Origin of the sequence: Hymenobacter monticola, assembly GCF_022811645.1 — a bacterium.
Classification (GTDB): Bacteria; Bacteroidota; Bacteroidia; order Cytophagales; family Hymenobacteraceae; genus Hymenobacter; species Hymenobacter monticola.
Genome location: NZ_CP094534.1, coordinates 1242377 through 1260498, shown reverse-complemented (window position 1 = coordinate 1260498; position 18122 = coordinate 1242377). Strand labels below are relative to the sequence as shown.

At 61.4% G+C, this 18122-nt stretch carries 16 protein-coding genes; 10 read left to right on the top strand and 6 right to left on the bottom strand.

Features of this window, described 5'->3' with window-relative positions; all coding sequences use genetic code 11:
• Positions 1-118 precede the first annotated feature (118 nt).
• Together MTP16_RS05340 and mscL are read right to left on the bottom strand one after the other, a co-directional pair.
• A complete protein-coding gene (locus MTP16_RS05340) occupies positions 119-571 on the bottom strand; it encodes a hypothetical protein (protein WP_243516542.1) in 453 nt (150 codons plus the stop codon).
• 240 nt (positions 572-811) lie between these two features.
• Complete coding sequence (gene mscL, locus MTP16_RS05335) at positions 812-1249, bottom strand: large conductance mechanosensitive channel protein MscL (protein WP_243516540.1); 438 nt, start codon at positions 1247-1249, stop codon at positions 812-814.
• Between the two features lie 230 nt (positions 1250-1479).
• On the opposite strand from mscL, the gene MTP16_RS05330 reads away from it, so the two are divergent.
• The 7 genes from MTP16_RS05330 (at position 1480) to MTP16_RS05300 (ending at position 9965) form a co-directional block, all read left to right on the top strand.
• Entirely contained in the window at positions 1480-2271 is a 792-nt protein-coding gene (locus MTP16_RS05330) for an enoyl-CoA hydratase/isomerase family protein (protein ID WP_243516539.1), read from the top strand.
• Between the two features lie 117 nt (positions 2272-2388).
• On the top strand, positions 2389-3900 hold the full coding sequence (locus tag MTP16_RS05325) for an oligosaccharide flippase family protein (RefSeq protein WP_243516538.1): 1512 nt from the start codon (positions 2389-2391) through the stop codon (positions 3898-3900).
• Positions 3901-3972: 72 nt separating this feature from the next.
• Positions 3973-4410 (top strand): dUTP diphosphatase, encoded by a 438-nt coding sequence (dut, locus tag MTP16_RS05320; protein ID WP_243516537.1) that lies wholly within the window; start codon positions 3973-3975, stop codon positions 4408-4410.
• A 125-nt stretch (positions 4411-4535) separates the two neighbouring features.
• The gene (locus MTP16_RS05315; protein WP_243516536.1) at positions 4536-5546 is read left to right on the top strand and encodes a sugar phosphate nucleotidyltransferase; all 1011 of its coding nucleotides are present in this window, start codon (positions 4536-4538) and stop codon (positions 5544-5546) included.
• Positions 5547-5770: 224 nt separating this feature from the next.
• Positions 5771-7591 carry a tetratricopeptide repeat protein gene (locus tag MTP16_RS05310; RefSeq protein ID WP_243516535.1) on the top strand — a complete coding sequence of 607 codons (1821 nt, stop codon included), beginning with the start codon at positions 5771-5773 and terminating at the stop codon, positions 7589-7591.
• Complete coding sequence (locus MTP16_RS05305) at positions 7584-8363, top strand: DUF4292 domain-containing protein (protein WP_243516534.1); 780 nt, start codon at positions 7584-7586, stop codon at positions 8361-8363. The genes MTP16_RS05310 and MTP16_RS05305 overlap by 8 nt, the downstream gene beginning before the upstream one ends.
• A 66-nt stretch (positions 8364-8429) precedes the next feature.
• Positions 8430-9965 carry a murein hydrolase activator EnvC family protein gene (locus MTP16_RS05300; RefSeq protein ID WP_243516532.1) on the top strand — a complete coding sequence of 512 codons (1536 nt, stop codon included), beginning with the start codon at positions 8430-8432 and terminating at the stop codon, positions 9963-9965.
• Between the two features lie 455 nt (positions 9966-10420).
• Here MTP16_RS05300 and MTP16_RS05295 read toward each other — a convergent pair whose 3' ends face one another.
• Positions 10421-11365 carry a GAF domain-containing DNA-binding protein gene (locus tag MTP16_RS05295; RefSeq protein ID WP_243516530.1) on the bottom strand — a complete coding sequence of 315 codons (945 nt, stop codon included), beginning with the start codon at positions 11363-11365 and terminating at the stop codon, positions 10421-10423.
• 276 nt (positions 11366-11641) lie between these two features.
• On the opposite strand from MTP16_RS05295, the gene MTP16_RS25860 reads away from it, so the two are divergent.
• From MTP16_RS25860 to gatA, 3 genes are read left to right on the top strand one after another with little or no spacing between them, the layout of a single operon-like run.
• Positions 11642-11974 (top strand): Sec-independent protein translocase subunit TatA/TatB, encoded by a 333-nt coding sequence (locus MTP16_RS25860; protein ID WP_262922660.1) that lies wholly within the window; start codon positions 11642-11644, stop codon positions 11972-11974.
• Positions 11975-12017: 43 nt separating this feature from the next.
• Positions 12018-12494: a Sec-independent protein translocase subunit TatA/TatB gene (tatA, locus tag MTP16_RS25990; protein WP_317244091.1), complete on the top strand. Its 477-nt coding sequence runs from the start codon at positions 12018-12020 to the stop codon at positions 12492-12494.
• Positions 12495-12522: 28 nt separating this feature from the next.
• Complete coding sequence (gene gatA, locus MTP16_RS05280) at positions 12523-13953, top strand: Asp-tRNA(Asn)/Glu-tRNA(Gln) amidotransferase subunit GatA (protein ID WP_243516528.1); 1431 nt, start codon at positions 12523-12525, stop codon at positions 13951-13953.
• A gap of 148 nt (positions 13954-14101) precedes the next feature.
• On the opposite strand, the gene MTP16_RS05275 is transcribed toward gatA, so the two are convergent.
• The 3 genes from MTP16_RS05275 to MTP16_RS05265 all read right to left on the bottom strand — a co-directional run bounded on the left by MTP16_RS05275 (position 14102) and on the right by MTP16_RS05265 (position 17638).
• The gene (locus MTP16_RS05275; protein WP_243516526.1) at positions 14102-15748 is read right to left on the bottom strand and encodes a T9SS type A sorting domain-containing protein; all 1647 of its coding nucleotides are present in this window, start codon (positions 15746-15748) and stop codon (positions 14102-14104) included.
• Positions 15749-16120: 372 nt separating this feature from the next.
• Positions 16121-16843 carry a hypothetical protein gene (locus MTP16_RS05270; RefSeq protein ID WP_243516524.1) on the bottom strand — a complete coding sequence of 241 codons (723 nt, stop codon included), beginning with the start codon at positions 16841-16843 and terminating at the stop codon, positions 16121-16123.
• A 39-nt stretch (positions 16844-16882) separates the two neighbouring features.
• Complete coding sequence (locus tag MTP16_RS05265; protein WP_243516522.1) at positions 16883-17638, bottom strand: hypothetical protein; 756 nt, start codon at positions 17636-17638, stop codon at positions 16883-16885.
• Positions 17639-18122 lie beyond the last annotated feature (484 nt).

The following is an 18122-nucleotide window of genomic DNA, read 5'->3' as shown; positions in this document are numbered from 1 at the left end:
TCAGGTGTTGCTAGCTGGGTAGGGGCTACTGTTGCAAACTCAATGCGCCAAGCAATGACCATAAGAAAAGCCCCGACTGGATTAGCAGTCAGGGCTTTTCATTTATAACCATTGATTTCTAGAAGAAAAGGAACTTCTTTTTGGTGTTCTTGTGCTTGTGCACCAAGGGCTTGCCGGCCGGGTTGGAGCCGCCGATGGGGTGGCTCTGGCCACGCTTCTGCTCCATGAAACCAGCCTTGCCTTTGAACTTCTTCACCATAAAGCCGCCACCGCTGCGGTTGGAATCGAATTGGCGCTCGGGACCACCGTTGCGGCCGCCGAAGCTGGTGTTGCCGGTGCGGGCTTCGAGGAGCTCAAGCTGCTGGTCGCGCTTGATTTCTTCGGGCGTCATGGCGGCGCGGCGCTGGTTGCGGGCCAGTTCCATGGCGTTGGTGCCCGAGATGCTGCGGGCATTGGCTTCGCTGCTGCCTTTACCGGAAGCGGGGAAAGCGGGGCCGGTTTGGGCCTGAGCAACGGACGTTGCACCGAAATTTAGCCCGCTGAGCAGGGCGGCAGCAAAGAAGAATTTCATATGAGGTGAAGGGGAGGGGTGGAGGAGGGTTGCGACTTAACGGCTGGAAGCGAGGGGTGGTTCACTGAATGATGCAATTTTGCACATTCGGCCGTAAGTCGGGCCTAAGTTCGTAACTTATTTTGAATCGGCAAATTACTGGCCAAGTTTAAAACCTAAACTTGAGCTAAAAATATAAAACCGCTGCCCACAGCACGGTGGACAGCGGTTTTTTCTGGTTGAGTGGAACGGCCGATTTTCTTAAACGCGGCCGGTGCGCAGGGCGTCACGGATTTCCATGAGCAGTTGCTGGTCGGTGGTGGGGGGCGGCGGGGTGGCGGGCGCGGCCGTCACTTCCACCGGCTTCTTCTTGATGCTGTTGGCGGCCTTCACGACCCAAAAGATAACGAAGGCAATGATGAGGAAATAAATGACAGCGTTGATAAAGTTGCCGTAGGCAATGGTAGCGGCTTTGGCATCCTGGGCGGCTTTCAGGGTGTCGTAGTGCTTGCCGTCAAGGGTGAAGAACTTCTCGTTGAAGTTGATGCCGCTGGTGAAGACGCTCAGCACGGGCATGATGATGTCGTCGGTGAGCGAGGTCACGATTTTGCCGAACGCGCTGCCGATGATGACACCGACCGCGAGGTCGAGCACGTTGCCCTTGGAGATAAATTCTTTGAATTCGGAGACGAAGCCCATAGCAGTAGGGATTGAAGGGTGAAAAAAGAGTTTGCGCTAAAGCTACTTATTTAAAAGCAAATACATAGCGACATTATATTGGCAAAGGTGAATGTTTCCGGCGGTAACAAGTGGTTGATTTCGGTCGGCTGGGGTGAAACGGCGTTCAACCCCGGTGCTGGCCCGACCAGCCCCAGCGGCCCGGGGCGCTATCTTTGGCGGGGCCAAGTCAAACCCGCCTTCTTTTCGTTATGTCTGCTTCGTTCGAAAACCTGCTTTACGACCTCGACGCCGCCAGCGGCATCCTCACCCTCACTATCAACCGCCCCAGCAAGCTCAATGCGCTGAACGCGGCCACCATTGCCGACATCGACGCGGCCGTGCAGCAGGCGCTGAACGATGTGGCCGTGCGCGGCATCATTCTGACCGGAAGCGGCGACAAGGCCTTCGTGGCTGGGGCCGACATTGCCGAGCTGGCGGCCCTCACGCCCGCGCAGGCGGCCCGCGCCTCGGAGCGGGGCCAGGAGGCGTTCTGCCGCATCGAGGAAAGCACCAAGCCGGTGGTGGCGGCCGTGAACGGCTTCGCGCTGGGTGGCGGCTGCGAGCTGGCCATGGCCTGCCACATGCGCGTGGCTTCGGACAACGCCCGCTTCGGCCAGCCCGAGGTGAACCTGGGCTTGCTGCCTGGCTACGGTGGCACGCAGCGCCTGCCCCAGCTCATCGGCAAGGGCAAGGCCATTGAGTTGCTGCTGACGGCCGATATGGTGAAGGCCGACGAGGCCCTGCGCCTCGGCCTGGTGAACCACGTGGTGGCGCCGGCCGAGCTGCTGCCCTTCTGCCAGCAGCTGCTGACCAAAATTCTGGGCAAGGCCCCGCTGGCCGTGGGTATGACGCTGGAATGCGTGAACGCGCACTACGCCAAAGGCACCGACGGCTACAAGGCCGAAGCCGAGGCGTTCGGCCGGGCCTTCGACAGCGAGGATTTCAAGGAGGGCACCACGGCGTTTGTAGAAAAGCGCGCGGCGGTGTTCACTGGTAAATAGGGTTGAATGTTGAGTTTTGAATGTTGAGTATTTGGAGAAAGCAGAGCCAAGGCTAGCCAACTTCGCTTAATGACCAACTCATTCAACCCTCAACACTCAAAACTCAACATTCCCTAAATGAGTGTAGCGAAAAGACTGGCCTCGCAAACGGCGGTGTATGGCGTGAGCAGCATTGTGGGCCGGGTGCTCACCTATCTGCTGGTGCCGTTTTACACGGCGGCGTTTGCGGCGGCCGAATACGGGGTGGTGACGGGGCTGTACGCCTACGTGTCGTTTCTGAACGTGGTGTTTACCTACGGCATGGAAACCACGTATTTCCGCTTCGCCAACCGCCCGGGCACCGACCGCAAGGACCTGTACGACCGGGTGCTAAGCCTGCTGCTGCTGAGCACGGCAGGCCTCACGGTGCTGCTGATGCTGCTGGCGCGGCCGCTGCTGGCGCTGCTGGAGATTCCGCCGGGGCACGATGAATACGCTTATTGGGTGGCGCTGATTCTGGGGCTCGATGCGCTGACGGCCATCCCGTTTGCCCGGCTGCGTTTGGAAAACAAAGCGCGCAAGTTTGCCGGCATCAAGCTGGCCGGCATTGTGGTGAACGTGGCGTTGAACCTGTTTTTCATCGTGCTGTGCCCGGCCGTGATGAGCGGCAAGTGGCTGCCGGCCCTGCAGCCGCTGGTGGCGCGGGTGTATGACCCCACGACGGGCGTAGGCTACGTGTTTCTGAGCAACTTGGTGGCTAGCGGCCTCACGCTGCTACTGCTGGGCCGTGAGCTGCTGGACTTCCGCTTCCGGCTGAACCTGGATTTCCTGAAGCCGCTGCTGGCCTACGCCTTCCCGCTGATGCTGATGGGGCTGGCCGGCATGGTGAACGAGACGCTGGACCGCATTCTGCTGCCCAAGTGGCTGCCCGACAATTTCTACCCGGGCCAGAGCAGCCTCACGGCGGTGGGCATCTACGGTGCGTGCTACAAGCTGAGCATCTTTATGCAGCTGGTCATTCAGGCCTTCCGCTACGCAGCCGAACCGTTCTTCTTCTCGCAGAGCACGGAGAAGAACTCGCCGGCTACGTTCGCGCTCATTTTGAAGTGGTTTACGCTGTGCTGTGCAGTTATCTTCGTGGGCATCAGCCTGAATGTAGAAGACATTGCCGGGCAATTTCTGAAGCGTCCGGAGTACCTGCAGGGCATTGCCGTGGTGCCGGTGCTGTTGCTGGCTAACCTGTTTCTGGGCGTGTATTACAATCTGTCGGTGTGGTTTAAACTCACGGATAAAACTTACTTCGGCACCTACATCGGCGCGGGTGGCGCGGTGCTCACCATCGTGCTCAACTTCCTGCTGATTCCGGTGCTGGGCTACATGGGTTCGGCCCTGGCCACACTGGCCTGCTACTTTATGATGGCCATATTGTGCTGGCGGTTGGGCGAGCGGCATTTCCCGGTGCCGTATCCGGCGTTGCGGCTGGGGCTGTGGCTGCTGTTTGCCGTGGGGCTGGTGGCGCTGGGCTGGTTCATCTCCCCGCAGGGGTGGTGGGCGCGCCACGCCTGGCACGCGGGCCTAACGGCGCTATTCTTGGCCGCGCTGTACCTGGTAGAGCGGCCGCAACGGGCGCGGGCAACCAATGCCACCTAAACACAAGCTTATCGGGCACAAACCCCATGTTTTCTTCGCGGCTCGGCGGCGCCGTTCAACTTTCTTTCGACTATGCTAATTCCCGTCATCAACCAGTCGGGCCACCCGCTGCCCGAATACCAGACGCCCCACGCCGCCGGCCTCGATTTGCGGGCCCACCTGGTGGATGGCCCTATCACATTGAAACCCTTGGAGCGGCAACTCATTCCTACGGGCCTGAGCCTGGAAATTCCGGTAGGCTACGAGGCGCAGGTGCGGCCCCGCAGCGGCCTGGCCGTGAAGCACGGCATCGGCATTGTGAACAGCCCGGGTACCATTGACGCGGATTACCGCGGCGAAATCCGGGTGCTGCTGGTGAATTTGTCGAACGAACCGTTCGTGGTGAACGACGGCGAACGCATTGCCCAGCTGGTGGTTGCCAAGCACGAAACCATCGCTTGGCAGCCTGCCGAAACCTTGAGCGCAACCCAACGGGGCGCGGGTGGGTATGGCAGTACAGGAAAAAGCTAACATCCGGCAATCGGTTGTTGGCGGGCAGGCCCTAGCTTCGGGCCGTCAAACGGCTGCCGGGCGGGCGCGGCCGATGCCTGTGCACGCTGAACGAACTTTATAAATACCTGACTACTACACAACACATGAAAATCATCGTCCCGATGGCCGGCATGGGCAAGCGCATGCGCCCCCACACCCTCACCGTTCCCAAACCCCTGATTCCGATTGCGGGCAAGCCCATTGTGCAGCGCCTCGTGGAGGACATTGCCAAAGTGTGCGGCGAGCCGGTGGACGAAGTGGCTTTCATCATCGGGCGCTTCGGCGCTGAAGTGGAGAAAAACCTGGTGAAAATTGCCGAATCGGTAGGCGCCAAGGGTACCATCGTGTACCAGGACGAGCCGCTGGGCACGGCCCACGCCATCCTCTGCGCCAAAGAGTCGCTGAGCGGCCCGGTGGTGGTAGCTTTCGCTGATACGCTGTTCAAAGCAGACTTTACCCTCGATTCCAGCGTGCCCGGCACCATTTGGGTGCAGAAGGTGGACGACCCCAAGCCCTTCGGCGTGGTGAAGCTGAACGAGCAAGGCCAGATTACGGAGTTTGTGGAGAAGCCTCAGGAATTCGTATCGGATCTCGCCATCATCGGTATCTACTACTTCCAGGACGGCGAGTACCTGCGTAGCGAGCTGCAGTACCTGCTCGACAACGACATCAAGGACAAAGGCGAGTACCAGCTCACCAACGCCCTTGAGAACATGAAAAACAAAGGTACGGTGTTCGTGCCCGGCCGCGTGACCGAGTGGCTCGACTGCGGCAATAAGGACGCCACGGTGTTCACCAACCAGCGCTACCTGGAGTACCTCAAGGAGCGCGGCGAGTCACTGGTGGCCTCATCGGCCAAAATCACCAACTCGGTACTCATTGAGCCGGTGTACATTGGTGAAAACGCCATCGTGACGGACTCGGTGGTGGGGCCGCACGTGAGCCTGGGCGACCACGCCAACGTGCGCGACTCGCGCCTGTCGAACTCCATCGTGCAGCAGTCGGCTTCGGTGCTGAACGCCGTTATCACCAACTCGATGATTGGCAACCACGCCGGCGTGACCGGCACGCCCGACGACCTAAGCCTCGGCGATTATAACCAGCTGCGGGTGTGATGTGAGGGGGAGTGGGGGAGCAAGGAAGAAGGGGAGAAAGGAAAAAGCAGCATAGAGAAGGCGCATTGAAATTATTCTGAGCGTCTGGCGTTTCTAGCCAATGTGCCTATGGGCGCGCTTCTATGCTTCTGGTTTTCTGTCTTCTTCCATTCTTCCTTGCTCCCTCACTCCCTTTGTTTTCCCGTAAATTCGTGAGCCGGGCCCCAGGTCCGGTTTTGTTGTATATGCGTCAAGTTGCTCTAAGTCTGCTGCTTTGGATGGGAACGGTGGCCCTGGGCCACGCCCAAGCCACGGAAGGTGCGCCCCAGCCGCCCGCTAAGCTGAGCCGCAAAGAGCAGCGCGCCCTGGAAAAAGAGCAGCGCGAACTCGACAAGAAACTAGCCGAGGCCAAGGCCAAGCGTGCCGCCGCGCCGCCCCTCACGGAGCGCGAGCGCGAGATGAGCGAGGCGCTGTTTGTGGAAGGGGTGAAGTATGTACTGTTGGAGGACTACAACAAGGGGCTGGAGCAGCTGCTGAAAGCCTACGCCCTAAACCCCGACAATGCGGCCGTCAACTACAAGATAGCCGAGGCCAACCTGCTGAGCGGCAACCTGCGCGACGCCACCAACTACGCCGAGGCCTCCATCCGCCTTGACTCGAAAAACGCCTATTACTACCTGCTGCTGGCCCAGATTCAGGCCAGCCAGAAGCAGTACGACAACGCCACCAAGACCTACGCCGCCCTCATCAAGCAGGTGCCCAACTCGGGTAATTACCTGTTTAACCTGGCCGACCTGTACTTGGCCCAGAACAAGCTGCCCGAGGCCCTGGCCACGCTTGAGCAGGCCGAGAAGGAGTTTGGGCAGGTAGATGAGATTTCGTTTAAAAAGCAGCAGATTTTTCTCAAGCAGAACAAGCTGGACCTGGCCCTGGCCGAGGGTGAAAAGCTCATCAAGGCCAACCCGACCGAAAGCCGCTACGTGCTGGCCCAGGCCGAGATGTACGCCAGCAACAACCGCCTGCCCGATGCCGTGCGCGTGGCCCAGCAGGCCCTGCGCCTCGACCCCGGCAACCCCCAGGCCCACATGATTCTGGCCCAGGTGTACCAGCAGCAAAACCAGCCCGACGAGGCGGCCCAGCAGCTCAAGCAGGCCTTCGCCAGCCCCGCGCTGGACATCGACGAGCGGGTGCGCATTCTGGTGGGCTACATCAAGCAGCTGCCCAGTCCCAAGGAATCGGTGAACCAGCTGGCGCGCGACCTGGCGGCCGAAACCATCAAGGCTTACCCCAAGGACGCCAAATCCTACGCCGTGGCCGGCGACATTCAGACGCTGACCGACCACAAAAAGGACGCCCGCGACACGTATTTGAAAGCCCTGCGCTACGACAATTCCAAGTTCCAGCTCTGGCAGCAGGTGGTGCTCATCGACGCGGAGCTGAATCAAACCGACTCGCTGCTGGCCCACACCGACCGGGCACTGGAGCTATTTCCCAACCAGTCGTCGCTGTGGTTTTACAACGGCGCGGCGCATTTACTGAAAAAGCAGCCCCAGAAGGGCGTGAAGGCCCTGGAGCACGGCCGCAAGCTGGTGGCAAACAACCCCGAGCTGCTGGGCCAGTTTGACGCGCAGCTGGGCGATGCCTACCACGAGATGCGCCTCTACGAGAAGTCGGATGCGGCGTATGAGTCGGCGCTGAACAGCGACCCCAACAACGTGCAGGTGCTCAACAACTACAGCTATTTCCTGTCGTTGCGCGGCGAGAAGCTCGACAAGGCCAAGCAGATGTCGGGCAAGGTGGTGAAGCAGTTTCCCGACAACGACACCTACCTCGACACCTACGCCTGGGTGCTGTACAAACAGAAAGACTATGCTGGCGCCAAAGCGGCGTTGGACAAAGCCATGCAAACCACCAAAGACGGTTCCATCATCGAGCACTACGGCGACGTATTGTACCAGCTCGGCGACAAGGAAAAGGCCGTGGTGGAATGGCAGCGCGCCCGCAAAGCCGGCGGTACCTCCGACCTGCTGGAGCGCAAACTGAAAGACCACAAACTTTATGAATAAAATTTCCTTGCTGCTGGCCCTGGGGCTGCTTTTGGGTGGCTGCGCCCGCAAAGCGACGCCCGTTGTTTCTACCAAAGGCCCCGGCACCTCGGTGGCCGTGGCCGAGCCCACGGTGCGCGCCACCAACACCTCCTTTCTTTTCTTGAACGCCAAGGGCAAGGCGCAAATCAACATGAAGGGCAACAAGCAGGGCGCCAACATTTCCCTGCGCATGCGCCGCGACAGCATTATCTGGGTCACGGCCGGGCTGCTGGGCGTGGAAGGCGTGCGCGCTGTGCTCACCCCCGACTCGGTGCGAGTGGTGAACAAGCTGGAAAAAACCTACTTCACCGGCGGCTACGATTACCTGAGCAAGCTGCTGAACGTGCCCGTGAGCTTTGCCCAAATGCAGGCCATACTGTTGGGCGACTACCTGCCCGCGCCCGCCGGCACCACGCCCACCATCACCAACGAGGAAGCTGACCGCCAGCGCGTGAGCTACCCGCTGGCCGGCGTGCTGGTGGAACGCCTGCTGCAGGCCGGTACCGGCCGCGTGCAGCAGATGAAGGTGAGCGACGCCGCTACCCAGCGCAACCTGACCGTGGACTACACCGATTTCAAGCCCCTGGAAGAGCCCGGTAACCTACCTTTCGCCAACTCGGTTTTTATTCAGGCGCAGCAGCCGTCGGCGGGTGCCGTCACGGCCGCCATCAACTACAGCAAGGTGAACGTGGGGCGCGAGCGGCTGTCGTTTCCCTTTGCCGTGCCCAAGGGCTACAAGCGTCAGAAATAAGTAGGGATTTTTGACTGGTGCCCGGTGAAGCGTAGACTTTTAGGAAAGGCTGATTCTGTAACGTTGATGGCGGCCGGGCGACCGGCGCGGCGCGGCTACGTGCGGTGCCTGTTGCTGTGCCTGCTCGGCGTGTGGCTGGCACTGCCGGTAGCCGCGCAGCAGCGCAAAAAGAAACAGCCGGCCAAAACCAGCCAGTCGAAAGCCAAAACCCGGACCAGCAAAACCCGCACTCGGACTGCCAATCCGGCCCGCACTAAAACCAAGGAGCAGCTGGAGCGCGAGCGGCTGGCCAACCTGCGTCAGATTCAGGCTACGAGCCAAGCCTTGAACCAGACGCAGGAAAAGAAAAAGGCCAGCCTGGGCCAGCTCAACGTTATCAAAGAAAAGCTGACGGAGAAGAAGCAGGTTATTCAGGGCATTTCGACCCAGCTGCACGGCATCGAAACCAACGTGCAGCAAACGGCCACGCAGGTGCTGCAAACCCAGAAAAACCTGCGCGAGCTGAAGGGCGAATACGCCCGCCTGCTCTACACGGCCTCGAAAACGGCCAACGGCTTCAACCGGCTGATGTTCCTGTTTGCCTCGGAGTCGTTCAACCAGTTTGCGCTGCGCCTGCGCTACATCCGCCAGTACACCGAGGAGCGGCAGCGGCAGGCCGCTCGCATCATGGGCACGCAGTACCGGCTGCACCAGCAGCTCTCGGGCCTCACGCAGCAGCAGAAGCGCAAGAGCAGCCTGCTGAACAATCAGCTGAACGAAAACCGCAACCTGCTTACCCTCAAATCGAAGGAAGACGAGATGGTGCAGCAGCTCAGCCAGCAGGAGCAGGGCTTGCGCCAGGAGCTGGAAGAACGCCGCCAGGCGGTGAACCGGCTCGACAACCTCATTGCCGAGCGAGTGCGCGAGGAGATTGCCCGGGCGGCGCGCGCCGCCCGCTTGGCGGCGCGCCGCCAGGCCGCACTGGCCGCTGCCCGCGAAGCCCGCCGGGCATCTGCTGCCCGCAATGCCGCCGGTGGTGCCGGCCCCGCCCGCCCGCGCCGCGAAACAGCCAGCGCCTCAACCGAGGAAACCGGCGACTCCGACAACGATACCGCCTCGCCGGAAAGCGACGCCCCCGAAACCGCTGCCGAAAAGGCTGCCGACCGCCGGGCCGTGCGCATTGCCCTCACGCCCGAAACGGCCCTGGCCTCGTCGTCCTTTTCCGGCAACCGCGGCCGGCTGCCCTGGCCTGTGAGCCGCGGCTTCATCAGCCAGCACTTCGGCCGCCACCCCCACCCCGTGCTGAAACACGTAACGGTGGAAAACCGCGGCGTTGACATCCAGACCGCCGCCGGCGAGGAAGTGCGCTCCTGCTTCGACGGCAAGGTGCTCACCATTGCCAATATCGCCGGCATGAATACCATCGTCATGATTCAGCACGGCGACTTCTTCACGGTGTATGCCAAGCTGCGCTCGGTGAGCGTGCACGAGGGCCAGCGCGTGAGTGCCCGCGAAGTCATTGGCACGGTAGCCACCAATTCGGAGGGCACGTCCGAAGTGCAGTTCCAGGTGTGGCACAACTCGGCCAACCTCAACCCGGAAAACTGGCTGGGGCATAAGTAGCCGCGGGCACACCCCGCCTGTCATTGCGAAGCGCAGCCGAAGCAATCCGTCCTGTTCTCAGCGACCAACCTACTAATGTGACAACGTCATGTAAAAAGCCCCGGTACTGCACAGTGCCGGGGCTTTCTGGTAAAAGGAATTGTCTGATGTTGACAGGACGGATTGCTTCGTCGCCGCTTGATGCGCGGAATGCTCGCAATAACAGGCGGGTCACTTGAAACAACGGGTCCCCTGGGCAAAAAAAAACACCGAGCAAAGCGCGGTGTCTTTCTGAGCTATGAAAACAAACTTAGCTGTCGGCAGAAGCGGCCTTTGGGCTTGCTGCAACCGATAACCGATTCAAAATTGGGAGTTGCGCCGAATTGTTATCGGGGCAACTCGGTGAATGGCGCCTTTGGCACGGCGAATGACTCGGTAGGCTAGGCGCAAGCTAATTCGGCACAGCAAGCGCCGTTCTACACCAGGTTCAGGCGCCCCAGCAGGCCCGCCTTGTAGGAGCTGCCAATGGGCACGCGCACGGCGGCGCGCGCCGTGCTGCCGTCGCGCACACTGTCGAGCAGGGCCACGTCGCCCTCGATGGCCACAATGCGGTCGAGGCGCACAATGTACTTGCGGTGCACCCGGGCAAAGTCGCGTACGGGGAGCTTGGTTTCCAAGTCTTTCATGGTGCCGTACATCGTGAGCCGCTCGCGGGTGGTGTGCAGGTTCACGTAGTCGCCCAGGGCTTCCACGTACTGCAGGTCGGCGGTGGGCACGCGCACCAGGCGCTGGTCCTGCTTCACGAAGATTTCGGCGCGGGTGTTGGCATAAAGGCCGTCGCCGGTGTTGTTGGCCATGCGCAGCACGCCGTCGAGCTTCTGCTTCTCGTCTTCGAGCTGCACCCGGATGCGGCGCAGCTCCAGGTGGGCCATTACCTGGCGGGCCAGGATGCGGAGGGCGTCACGCTGGTCGGTGGTGAGCTCGCGCGGAATGGTGTCGATAGCGCAGAGCGTGCCCAGCGGCTGGCCCTCGGGCGAGAGCAGCGGCGCGCCGGCGTAGAAGCGGATGTTGGGGTCGCCGGTCACCAGGGGGTTGTGGGCAAAGCGGGCGTCGGTGGTGGCATCATGTACTTCGTACACGTTATCAGCCCGCATGGCGTACTGGCAGAAGGCGTGTTCGCGCGGAGTTTCCTGCACCTGCAGGCCCACCCGGGCCTTGAACCACTGCCGCTCGCCGTCAATCAGGGACACCAGCGAGATGGGCGTGCCGCAAATGAAAGCCGCCAGCTGCGCGATGTCGTTGAACACCTGCTCGGAGGCCGTGTCCAGCACTTGGTAGCTGTGCAGCGCTTCCAGGCGCTCCGCCTCGTTTACCTGACGTAGGTCGGCATCGGCCGGCGTGGCGTATTTGGATGATTTCACAGCGGAAAGGGGCAAAAAGTAAACAATCTCACCTGGGCCGTAGGCGATAAGCTGGCTCAGCGTGATAAACTTAACAAAGCTAATTAAGTCTTCATGTAAGGAACCAAGAAACCGTCCAACTCTGATATTCACCCGGCCGATAATCTGGTTTTACCCGCGAAAACATCGCTTCATCCGGCAAACACCCACTATCCGGTATCTTTGATACTCCAAAACGCGTTTGGCTGCGTATATCCTCCTTTATCATTCTAACCGGGCCCCGGCGCCCACGCCCTCATGCATCATCCCCTGTTTTTGATTGGCAGCTTCGGCACCACCGAAATGCTGCTTATTCTGTTCGTCATCATCCTGCTGTTTGGCGCCAAGCGCATTCCGGAGCTTTTCCGCGGCATGGGCCAGGGCGTGCGCGAGTTCAAGGACGCCAGCACCCGCCCCGAAGAACAGCAGCCGCAGTACCGCGACCAGCCCACGGCCCCGCCCGTGCAGCCGCCCTACCCGCAGCAGGGCTACCCGCAGCAGCCCCAACAGGGCTATCCGCAGCAAGGCTACCAGCAGCCTGCGCCGCCGGCCTATAACCCCAACGACCCCACGACGCAGCCGCGCCAATAGTGGTTGGCTTCCTTCTGACTTTAAGCATTTAAACACACGTCTTATGTTTGGTGATATCGGCGGTTCCGAGGTGATACTGATTCTGGTGGTCATCCTCATTTTCTTTGGGGCCAATAAAATTCCAGAGTTAGCGCGCGGCCTGGGCAAAGGCATTCGGGAGTTCAAAGACGCCAGCACGGAAATCCGGCGCGAGTTTGAGCAGGCCGGCCAGCCGGCCCAGCCCAATAACTACGCTCAGCAGAACAACTACCCGCCCCAGCAGCCCTACGGCGCCCAGAACCAATACCCGGCCCCGCTGCCGGTGGCCGACGCCGAGTCCGGCTCCGGTTTCGACCCTTGGGCCACGCCGGCTTACGTAGCTCCTACCACCGCTACCACCCCCGAGCACCCCATCACGCACAAAACCGAGGAGCCCGCCCCGCCCGTGGCCTCGCAGCTGCCACCCAACCTGGCGCCCGAAGGCACCCAGCCCCGGCAGCCCTACATTCCGGCCAATGCCAGTCCTAGCGCTGATGCCTAACTTTGGGCGCACCTAATCTGCAAGTAGTTTGAAGCGTTTTCAGTCTTTATCCGAAGTTCGTAGCGAGCTGGCGGCGGGCACTACGTCCTGCCGGCAGCTCGTTGAGTATTATCTGGGCAACATCGAGCGCCAGAACCCCACCCTCAACGCCTTCCTGGAAGTGTGGCCCGACGAGGCCCGCGCCCAGGCCGACGCCGTGGACGCCAAGCTGGCCGCCGGCACCGCCGGGCCGCTGGCCGGCATGGTCATTGGCCTGAAGGACGTGCTGGCCTACGCTGGCCACTCGCTGCAAAGCAGCAGCCTGATGCTCGACGGCTTCAAGTCGCTCTTCACCGGCACGGCCGTGCAGCGCCTGCTCGATGCCGACGCCATCCTCATCGGCCGCCAGAACTGCGACGAATTTGCCATGGGCGGCTCAAACGAAACCTCCTACTTCGGCCCGGCCCGCAACGCTGTGGACCCCGCGCGGGTGCCCGGCGGCTCTTCGGGCGGCTCGGCGGTGGCTGTGCAGGCCGATATGTGCCTGGCCTCGATTGGGTCGGATACGGGCGGCTCGGTGCGTCAGCCGGCGGCGTTTTGCGGGGTGGTGGGCTTCAAGCCTACCTATTCGCGCATCTCGCGCTACGGGCTGGTGGCCTTCGCCTCGTCGTTCGACCAGATTGGGCCCATCACCCGCTCGGTGGCCGACGCGGCCCTGCTGTTGGAAGTAATGGCCGGCCCCGACGGCATGGACAGCACCGCCAGCCAGCGTGAAGTGCCCGCCTACAGTCAGCAGCTCACGCCCGCGCCGCACTACCGCATCGGCTACATTGCCGATGCCGTGGACAACGAGGGGCTGAACCCGGAAATCAAGGCGGCGCTGGAAACGCAGCTGGAGCTGCTGCGCGGCCAGGGCCACGTGGTGGAAGCCGTGGAGTTTCCCTACCTCGACTACATGATTCCGACCTACTACATCCTCACCACCGCCGAAGCCAGCTCCAACCTGGGCCGCTTCGACGGCGTGAAGTATGGCTACCGCGCCCCGGACGCCACGGATTTGGAGTCGCTCTACAAGAAGAGCCGGGCCCAGGGCTTCGGGGCCGAGGTGCAGCGGCGCATTCTGCTCGGCACCTTCGTGCTCAGCGCCAGCTACTACGACGCTTATTACACCAAAGCCCAGCGCGTGCGCCGGCTCATCAAGGAAAAAACCGACGAGCTGCTGCGCCAGTACGATTTTCTGGTGTTGCCCACCACGCCCACCACGGCTTTCAAAATCGGCGAGAAGCAGGACCCGGTTTCGATGTACTTGGCTGATATTTTCACGGTGCAGGCTTCATTGGCCGGCGTACCCGCCATCTCGGTGCCGGTAGGGGAGGATGCCGCCGGCCTGCCCATCGGCCTGCAGGTGATGGCCGGCGCCTTCCGCGAGGCTGATTTGCTGGCCTTTGCCAGCGCGCTCACGGAAGAAGTGTCGGCGTAACAGCTGGCTTCAGCGCCCTTCCTCGTTTCGCAAGCCCGCTTCGCGCTACGGTTGATTAAATGAAAAAAGCGTCCCGGTTGCGAAGCCGGGACGCTTTTTTGTGGCTGGTGGGCATCAGAGCAAACCAGGCCATGATACCCGGCTGCCGCTAGTGCTGCACCTGCATCTGCTGGCGGCGGGGCGCGCCGCCGGCCGAAGGCACTTCCAGGTAGTAGAGGCCGTTGGGCAGGGCGCGCACGTCAAGCACCACGCGGCTGCCGCGAACGGGCGCCTGTCGCACCGGCCGGCCCTGGGCATTGAGCAGGCGCACCGCGCCGTGGGCCCCGGCGGGCACCGGCACGGTCAGGTCGGCATCGGCGGGGTTGGGGTAGGCGGCGGTGGGGGCCTGGCGGCCACACTCCACGCAGGGCTCGGGGTCGATGGGGCCGCCCCCGCCGCCGCAGTCGCCGTAGGTGGGAATTTGCCAGCAGTAGTACTCATCCACGCCGCAGCGGTTGAGGACAGTCAGGCACACCTGGGCGCCCTGGCTGCCGCCCAGCGGCACGAGCACCGTGGTCTGGCCGGCCGAGTTGGCGGGTTCCTGCCCGTTCACGTTCCAATGGAAACCGGTGAGCGGGTTGCCATAGTAGTCGAGCAGATTGCCGTAGAGGCGCAGCCAGGTGCGCGTGTTGCACTGCACGGGCAGGTAGGAGGGCGCGCCGGGGTAGTCGGAGGGCGGGGCGCCGTTGTTGTAGCCGGTGTCGGAGCCCACTTGCAGGCGCACGGGGTTGGTGGCGTAGTCGAGCACGGCGCGGTGCAGCACAATTTTCTGAGTGGCGGGCACGCTGGCCTGACAGTTGAAGGTGGCATTGCCGGCCGTCACGCTCACGGTGATGTCGCCGTAGCCGTAGTTGGCGTAGGGCAGGTCCACCCGCACGGATTGGCCGGGCCCGCTCACCTGCGGCGTGAAGGTCACGCCGGGCGGGCCGCTCCAGGTGAACTGCGCGCCGCCCGGCCCATCGGCCGAGGCCGTGAACGACTCACCGTAACAGAACAGCGGCGGGTTGCCGGTAGCCGTGGGTACGGTGATGGTGGGCTGGGCCACCTGGTTGCTGTAGTCAATGGAAAAGGAAGCTGCCGCGGTTGCGTAAGACGGACTCACGCAGGTATAGATGGCCGAAACCGTACCGCTGAACGTGGTGCCGCCGCCGGCTGGCTGCCCGCCGGGTGGCACCACCGACACCGTGGCCCCGGTGGTGGCGGTGCCGGGCGCAAAGCTCCAGCCCGAGGGCAGCGTCCAGCTAAAGGAAGATGCCCCGGCCTGACTGGCCGCCGCCGTCAGCGTCAGGGGGCGTTGGTCACCGCAGGTAACGCGTGCACGCGAGGGCGTGATGCTGGTCACCACGGGTAGCACGCGGCGGACGGTGATGCGCTGGTCGAAGCTGACCAGAGTGGCGGGCGCGTTGCCATAAGCGGTGTTTTCGTTGCAGTCGCGCACGTACATCGCCACCCGCACCTCGGCGTTGAACTGGCCGGCCGGTACGTTGATGGTCAGGCTGCGGCCACTCAGATAGCGGGCCGGGCTGAAGCCGTTGGCCAGCGGCACGCCCGCTACCGTGAAAGGAGCCGGCACGTACCAGGCGTAGTCGGTAATGGGCACGGAGGGTGCGCCGGTGTAGAACTCCTGCGGCAGGGTGAGCGTGACGGTTTGCGCGCCGCCGCACAGGGGCAAGTCGACGGTGCTGCCATTATTGAAAGGCAATGGCGTCCGACCGGCCACGCTCTTGATGCCGACGGACGGAGAAGTAATCTGCACGTCACGCCAAATAGTATTGCCGCTCGCATCTACGCCATCCGGCTTCTCTACCCGTGGATTCACTGAGCCGCTATTCACGTTATACCAACGAACAGTGAACGTAGCCGTGCCATTGGTAATGGTTGGCGTGTTGCTTAAAAAGCCGCCAGAAGCTGTGGGGCCGTTCAAACGGTAGCCAGTCGGAATGTTCTCCAGCGTGTACACCTCAGTTTGCCCTGGGCAAACTGGGGTGTTGTATGTGCGGAATGATTGAGCATAAGCACCGCATGCGCCTAGTAGTAAAAGAAAAGCCGCCATAATACTGGACAGTCTACTAAAGAGGTCGATTTTTTTCATGAGAAGTTCTTAAATGGTTTTGGTAAAGGGTAATTTTCAATTAAAAAGGAAGTGAATTCCTATTCTGCTGATAGGCAGAAGGTAGACTTGCGCAAATCGCTCTTTGTATGAGCCGCTGCCGCGCTCTATCTCCTCGCCAGTATCGGTCCGGGAGGTTGCACCGTTGACTTCCGCTACACGCAAGCCATAAGAAATATTCAGCGTGGTTTCAGCACTCGTGTAGAGGTAAGGCAGCAGGTGGTATCTTATTCCCAACAGGGGCCTGACAAAGACCTGTTTGGTGTTGTCGTAAGTGCGGCTTTTGTCTGCCAGCACCACGCTTACTCCATTGATACTACCAGGGCGTTGTTCCTCTTGGTCGTAGCGGTAGTGGTTGTAGCCGACCCCGGCATCAACGCCAGCAAATGCGACCCAGTGCTTAGCCAGCGGTTTTAATGCCTCTACCCCGGCGTAAGTCTCTATACTGTAACGGAGGGTTGAGTAGGCGTTGTTGGTTTTGGGCTGGGGGTCGTAGCGCTGGGTGTAGGTTTGGCTGAAAACGGCGCCGACGCGCCAAGCGCGGTGGGGGGCGGCCTGGCGCTTGTAGAGCAGGCCCACCGGTAGGCTGCGGTTGTTGCGGAAAAAGCCCTCGAGCACGGGGCTGGCCGTCAGGCCCAGGTGGTGGCGGTAGTAACGGGCCGTGTCGGCGGGGGCCGCCGCTGTGGCCTGCGCGGCTACGGCCAGCGGGCAACTCAGGCCCAGCAGGAAAAGGAACTTCATGCGGTTTAGGAAGAGAGCGAAAAAGAGGCTCGAAGCCGTTTATCGGCGGCCAAACATATAGTGCAGCGTCACCTGCTGAATGGGTCGGAACGAGGTTTGAAAGAAGTATTCTTTGTAGGTGCCTTTTCCTTCCACTATTAACTCTCCGGTATCGGTGCGCGTCGTTCTTATTCGTGAATTAAGGCTGGTGTGCGAATAGGTGAATTGCACGGCGGCTTCCGCGCTGGCGTACAGGTAGGGCATAAGTTGGTAGCGGACCCCCACCAGTGGACGAACCAAACCGGAGTAAGTGATAAATGTGAAAAACTCATTATCCGCCCATATCACATCCGCGCCGTTCATCGTAACGAAGCGCTGCAAGTCTTTTTCTTCTTTGACACGGCTGTACCCGGCGCCCACGTCCAGCCCGGCGTAGGCCACCCAGCGCTTGGCGAGCGGGCGCTGCCATTCGTGGCCGGCGTACAGGCCCAGGGCCAGGTTTTGCAGGGTGTAGGCATTATTGGTTTTGGGCTGGGGGTCGTAGCGCTGGGTGTAGTTTTGGGAAAAAACGGCGCCGAAGCGCCAGGCGCGGCGGGGCGCCACCTGACGCTTGTAGAGCAGGCCCAGGGGCAGGGCGCGGTTGTTGCGGAAGAAGCCCTCCAGCACGGGGCTGGCCGTCAGGCCCAAGTGGTGGCGGTAGGCGCGGGCCGTGTCGGCGGGGGCGGTGGTAGCTGCCGGGGCTTGGGCGGCGGCGGCCAGCGGGCCGCTTAGGCTCAGCAGCGCCGCCAGGATTGGGAAAGGAAAAGCGTGGGGCATAAAGGAAAAAGGATTGATGTGGCCGGCAAGGTAGGTCGCCGCGGTTTCAGCCAGGCCAGCCAGCTGGCAGCCGGGCCTGCTGCAAAGGAGGACGCACCGGCCAGGCCCATGCAAGGGCAAAATGGGGGGCGTAGTGACTAGGCATATGCTAATGTGATATTGTATAATTCTAATTTTTTTGCTAAAGTGCCTTTGGGCTATCTGGGTGCAGAATAGCCCAGGCGTAGTTGCCTTAAAAAATTGCCGATAAAGACATTGGCGGAAAGCAGCATTGGCCTAAGCCAACCCAGCTCACCGGTCAGCAGCCAAAGCGCGACGACCGGTGACGTAGCCGCCCAGGCAGGCGGGTACACGGCTCTCATCTCATACTGCTGACTACCGGTAGAGCGCCAAGCAGATTAGATGGAAGCGCAAACGGCCGTGGGGCAACGTCTGCTGATTTTTTGCGTTCATCTCTACAAGTTCTTTACCTATCACCTACCTT